The sequence below is a fragment of the Sphingobium tyrosinilyticum genome, from assembly GCF_042654265.1.
Lineage (GTDB): Bacteria > Pseudomonadota > Alphaproteobacteria > Sphingomonadales > Sphingomonadaceae > Sphingobium > Sphingobium tyrosinilyticum.
This window is the reverse complement of record NZ_JBHSFZ010000028.1, coordinates 1-4,837: the sequence shown is the minus strand read 5'-3', so window position 1 is coordinate 4,837 and position 4,837 is coordinate 1. Positions and strand designations below refer to the sequence as shown.

The following is a 4,837-nucleotide window of genomic DNA, read 5'->3' as shown; positions in this document are numbered from 1 at the left end:
GCCTCCTGCTTGAACTCTTCGCTATGCTTGATCATCTCGTCGGTCTCCTTGAATGAGCCTTAAACTCTCAAGTGACCGGCACAAAACCGTTACAAGTCCATGTGGGCCTTGGGATGGCGCTGGAGATGCTCTGTGAAGAAAACAAGAAGCTGTTTCACCGCCTCGCCTTCGGCGGCGCGATCATGGGCCCAGAACGCTTTGAACGCCCACTCGCCCTTCACGCGGAACCAGACGCCGTGGAGATATTCGAGCCCGCCGGTGAAGTAGGGATCGCCCTCGATATCGTAGAACAGGTCCCCTTCATCAGGCGCGGGGAGCAGTGCAAAGCCGCGACCGGCTTCATAGGGGCGCAGCTCGAACTGAGGGGAGCCGCCTTGACGCCGGGCATTCTGCAATCTCGCCTGGACGTGCAGTCGATCCTGGGTTTCAGGCGCGAGTTTGGGGATGCGATGATCCAGACTACCCAACTGCGCGATGGTCGATATCCCGGCCGCCTCGAGCTTGGCGCGCTGGTTGCGTGAGATCCCGGCCAGCAAAGCGAGGCTGTCGGCGGCATCCCATTCGCTTTCGCAATGGAAACTCCAGGGGCACAGAGAGCAGCCGCTCACTGGTTCGGGCCGCGTCGAGGGGCGTTCGACGAGGAAATTCTCAAAGCGAGATCGTGCATGGCGCGCGTAGGAGGCGACCTGGCTCAAGCGCACGGAGAAGCGCGAACCATCGCCGAGTTGGAGATGCGCCAAATCTGGCGTCCGGCCCTGAATTTTCGCGACCAGATCGGAATACAGGACCAGCTGCAGAATATGTTTGGGGTCTGGCGTCCGCTTGAGCTTGGTGTCGATCACCTCATAGGACCAGCCGCCGAGAGCGGAAGGCTGTTCGACCCGTTCCAGGAAATCGGAATAGCCACCCCAATCGCCATCCAAAAAGGCGCCCTGAAAAATGATGTCGGGTCCGGCGGCCATAGCTTCGAGAGTCAGGCGAACCGACTCTTCCAAGGGCAAGCCGTCCTTCGGAATTTCAACAATCTTCCGGCCACTATCCTTGAGGCTTTGGAGAAAGCCCAGTTCATGGGCGTCGCCCTGCTTCTGGAGAAGCGCGGCTTCCTCGCTGTCCTGGGTCGGGGTGATATCCCCGATTTCGATCCGGCGCAGATCGAGGGTCGTGGCGTGCTGACAAACCTTGAAGCGCATCAAGTCCGATGCCGACAGCCGGAGGCCATTATCTACTTTCTTCACAGACTGTGCCCCTCGAGCGTGACTGATATCAATTCGATTTCAGGTGATGGTAGCCGGCCCGCTTGTGCGGGCCAGCCCTTTACTTTTCACGAACGGTCGTCCCCGGATGGGTCTTTCCGTAGTGATCGCTCACATAGCGCCCGGTGCTGGCACTGCGATAATGCGGGCCGGAACTGCCGCTACGGCCGGGTGCTTCGTTAACGGTTGTGCCAGGGTGCGACCGGCCATGGCTTGCCGACACATAGCGTCCGGTCGAAGCACTCCGGAAACCGCCGCCTTTCTTACTCATATTTGCCTCCCCTGCTTGTAGCCGCGCTGCTCTTGCGGACGACTCACCTTGTGGCATGAGGGGGCGTCAAAAATTGTCATCCCCCCAGGAGAAATGGCTGGAGCGGGGCAGGGAGGTGAACGATGGCCTATGAAAATGCGGTCAAGCTGCTGCGGCTCGCGGTTCGAGCCGCGGGGCGCGTGGGCGTGACGCTGACCGAGATAGAAGAGATGTTCGAATGCAACCGCCGGACGGCACAGCGCATGACGGACGCACTGACCGAAGTTTTTCCTGAGACCGATCGCTGGGTTGACGAGGAACAGCGGCCCCGCTGGCGCCTCCCGCCCACCAGCGTCACGGCTTTCGTCACGCCCACGCCTGAGGAACTTGCCCTGTTATCGAAGGCCATTGAAAAGCTTGCGGTTGATGGAGCACCCAATGAGGCTCGGACATTGAAGGGTCTTGAAGAAAAGGTCCTTGCTAACATCCCGAACAACAAGCGGGCGAGGCTCGAGGTCGACGAAGAAGCCATGCTCCAGGCCTTGGGCCTTGCCGCGCGTCCCGGCCCCCGCGCCCTGTCGGATGGCGCGATCGACGATGCGCTGTCTACGGCTCTCAAGGGGCGGCGATGTATCGAGATCCTCTACAGCAGCCGGTCGGATCCCAAGCCGCGATGGCGATCTGTTGCGCCACATGGCCTCCTGTTGGGGACACGGCGCTATCTTGTAGCCCGGGATCTCAAGAAATCGAGCGAGGTGCTGCAGCATTATCGAATCGAGGATATCGCCGAGGTGCGAATCCTGTCGGAATGCTTCGAGCCCAATCAAGGTTTTGACCTGGCGGTGCATGCTAGGGGTGGGTTCGGGTCCTTCATCAACCACAGGGAAATTGAGCGCATTGTCTGGTGTTTCGCGCCCGATGCGGCTGAGCGAGCCAAGCGTTTTGTTTTCCATCCGGACCAAGAGGTGACCGACAATGCCGATGGCAGCCTGACGGTTTCTTTCTCTGCTTGCGGCCAGCTCGAAATGTGCTGGCACCTTTATTCTTGGGGTGACAAGGTTGAGGTTCTAGAGCCCGCGTCGCTTCGGGACATGGTCGATCGGTATCGGCGCTCGGACTTTGCAGCTTTGCCTTAACGCGATCGAGTGGGAAAGAAGCGGTCCCCACAAATATTATGACGGACAGGGAAGGTCGCTAATGCCTCGCGGAACGTTTCATACGCTGACGGGCATTTTGCTGGAGAATGGCAGTTGTCCGGTGCTCCGGGTTGAAGATGGAGGCGAATGGCGGTTGGACATTGGCGGACGCTATCGCTCCCTACTGGGGCTACGCGTCCGCCTTCATGGCGCCCGCTCGGGTTTCGATCTGCTCGACGTCAATTGCATCGAACGCATATGACACGCGATCAGGAATTGTGGGGCGTGGCCCTGGCGCTACTGAAACGGCACGGCGATCAGGCGCCCGTGAAAGTGGCTGAAAGAATTGGCGAGCTGGCGACCCAGGGCCAGTTTGATGGCGTGGCGCTATGGCAGGACATCGCGCGGCATTTGGACCGCTTGCTTGCGCCACCTGAAAAGCCAATGTGATGGACGTCGCGGCGGTGGCTCGAATGGGATGGTCAATTCTGGAGATTTGCAAAAGGTCGCGCACCATACTGCTTCTGGAAAGCGGCGATCAGCTCTCGTTCGACCTGCCTCGGATCGGATTCGGTTATCTTCCAGGCGATCAGCAGCGTGGAGGCCGCCCTTAGCTGCCAGATATAACGGCCACCCCAATGACCGATGGCCTGCCCTTGGCCAAAGCACATATATTGGCGGAGCCGTTTGCGCAGGGTGCTCGAGCTGGTTGGACCGCCCGCTTTGCCTATGTTGATCACCCGGGCCCCTTGGATCCAAGCGTTCGTGAGGACCGTTAGGGCAACATTGGGATCTCGCCCCTTAAACCAGCCGCCAGAGCCTGCTTCGAGATATTCGGTCACGAAATCGTCTGGTGCTATGACAAGGTAAACGCCGCTCTTTTGAGGCACGTCTTTGATGCGATCGAGAAGGCTTCCGATAGGCACGAAGCCTTCGAAACCGGCGTTTCTTATATCTGCAAGGGAGGTCATATTCATAGTAATGCGATCCTCTAGGTTGTCGATGCAGGGTTGCTGCTCGCCCTCGGCTCGATGAGATTATTTGGCGTCACTAATCCTGAGATGAGGCGACGTCAGCTGACCATTCCGCAATGAGGTTGCTTCGGGCGGGACTGATGATCCGTTCGACCTTGGCGCGGTGTCGGCGGACTGCCTCAATTTTATTGTCCAAATCCGATTGTAGCAGCCTGTCCACCCGCAACTCAGGCGCGTCGGCTAAATCGGCGAAGAGGAGGTTGCGTTCTATCATCGCAGCGACCGTCGCCTTTGGCGCGCTGGATGCCCATTCTATTGTCTGTCCCTCGTCGGCATAGAGAGGATCCCAGCAGTGCTCATCGAGGCCGCCGATCGAGCCCTGATATTCAGGAAAGGCCTCTGTTGCGATAGAGTTGAACTCTTCGGTTCCGATCGGCGCAAATTGAACGCGTTCCACCAAGTGAGGGGGATAGTCAGAGAGTTTTGGAAAGAGAATCTCTCCTGCTACAGGATGCGTGAGAAGCGGCAGCTCAAATGGAACGCAATTTGGATCGATGATCAGGTCTCGATTAGCAGCTATCAGAGTGACTTTGGGCCACTTGAACAGGGCGAGTCTTGGGCGTTCCGAGCCCTCGCCCGGTATGATGACCAAGCCGCGCCGGATCGTCATGAAGAGCGAAAATCGATGGGTCTCGGCAAGATGGTCGGCTTGGCAATTTTCAATAATATGCTCCCAAGCGTTCCGCTCCGCTTCATTGATGTTATCGCTTGGGGCGAAGACATATTCGCCCGCGATGTTGGAGCAAACCCGGGTATAAGAGAGTTGATCGAGCATCTCCTTCCAGTCGGGAATGTCAGCCCGGAACCAAGGCAATATGGGTTCATCAGCCTCGACTAAGTTGCCGTCATCGTCGAATTCGAGATGAGCTGCGGCGATATAATCAAGAAGCCCCTGCACTCGTGATTGACCGCACAGGCGCTCCTCTAAGGCCATCATGAGATCCAAAAACGACTGCAGCCAGCTCGCCTGCGCATATTCTGTCGAGACTTGGGGGCGACGAAGGCGTGAACCGGCAAAGGCATCGAGCAACAGGTCATCGGCAGGGCTGCGCAGCTCTTCAGCGTGTGAATAAGCCTGCAATGTTGACCCTAGTTTTGGGGTGATAGGCTTCCAAAGTTGACCCCCTGAACGATTGCGGTTCACGCTCTTGCGCTTTGCTGCGG

The 4,837-nt window shown here is 58.2% G+C and carries 7 protein-coding genes; 3 read left to right on the top strand and 4 right to left on the bottom strand.

The genetic code is table 11. From position 1 onward, the window contains the following. Nucleotides 1–89: 89 nt before the first annotated feature. Complete coding sequence (locus tag ACFO3E_RS12935; RefSeq protein ID WP_380805270.1) at nucleotides 90–1,235, bottom strand: TM0106 family RecB-like putative nuclease; 1,146 nt, start codon at nucleotides 1,233–1,235, stop codon at nucleotides 90–92. Between the two features lie 79 nt (nucleotides 1,236–1,314). Next, nucleotides 1,315–1,524, bottom strand: a complete 210-nt coding sequence (locus tag ACFO3E_RS12930; RefSeq protein WP_380805267.1) for a hypothetical protein — start codon at nucleotides 1,522–1,524, stop codon at nucleotides 1,315–1,317. A gap of 122 nt (nucleotides 1,525–1,646) precedes the next feature. Here ACFO3E_RS12930 and ACFO3E_RS12925 point away from each other — a divergent pair, with 122 nt between their 5' ends. From ACFO3E_RS12925 to ACFO3E_RS12915, 3 genes are all read left to right on the top strand, one after another. Beyond that, a complete protein-coding gene (locus tag ACFO3E_RS12925; protein ID WP_380805264.1) occupies nucleotides 1,647–2,639 on the top strand; it encodes a helix-turn-helix transcriptional regulator in 993 nt (330 codons plus the stop codon). A 61-nt stretch (nucleotides 2,640–2,700) separates the two neighbouring features. Next, on the top strand, nucleotides 2,701–2,901 hold the full coding sequence (locus ACFO3E_RS12920) for a DUF5818 domain-containing protein (protein ID WP_380805262.1): 201 nt from the start codon (nucleotides 2,701–2,703) through the stop codon (nucleotides 2,899–2,901). After that, nucleotides 2,898–3,089, top strand: coding sequence for a DUF6961 family protein (locus ACFO3E_RS12915; RefSeq protein WP_380805259.1), 192 nt, complete (start codon nucleotides 2,898–2,900; stop codon nucleotides 3,087–3,089). Before ACFO3E_RS12920 ends, ACFO3E_RS12915 begins: the two co-directional genes overlap by 4 nt. A gap of 32 nt (nucleotides 3,090–3,121) precedes the next feature. Here the strand turns inward: ACFO3E_RS12915 and ACFO3E_RS12910 are convergent, their stop codons facing one another. After that, entirely contained in the window at nucleotides 3,122–3,616 is a 495-nt protein-coding gene (locus tag ACFO3E_RS12910) for a hypothetical protein (protein WP_380805257.1), read from the bottom strand. A gap of 73 nt (nucleotides 3,617–3,689) precedes the next feature. Next, nucleotides 3,690–4,837: hypothetical protein (locus ACFO3E_RS12905; RefSeq protein WP_380805255.1), on the bottom strand; the 1,148-nt coding region annotated here is incomplete at its 5' end.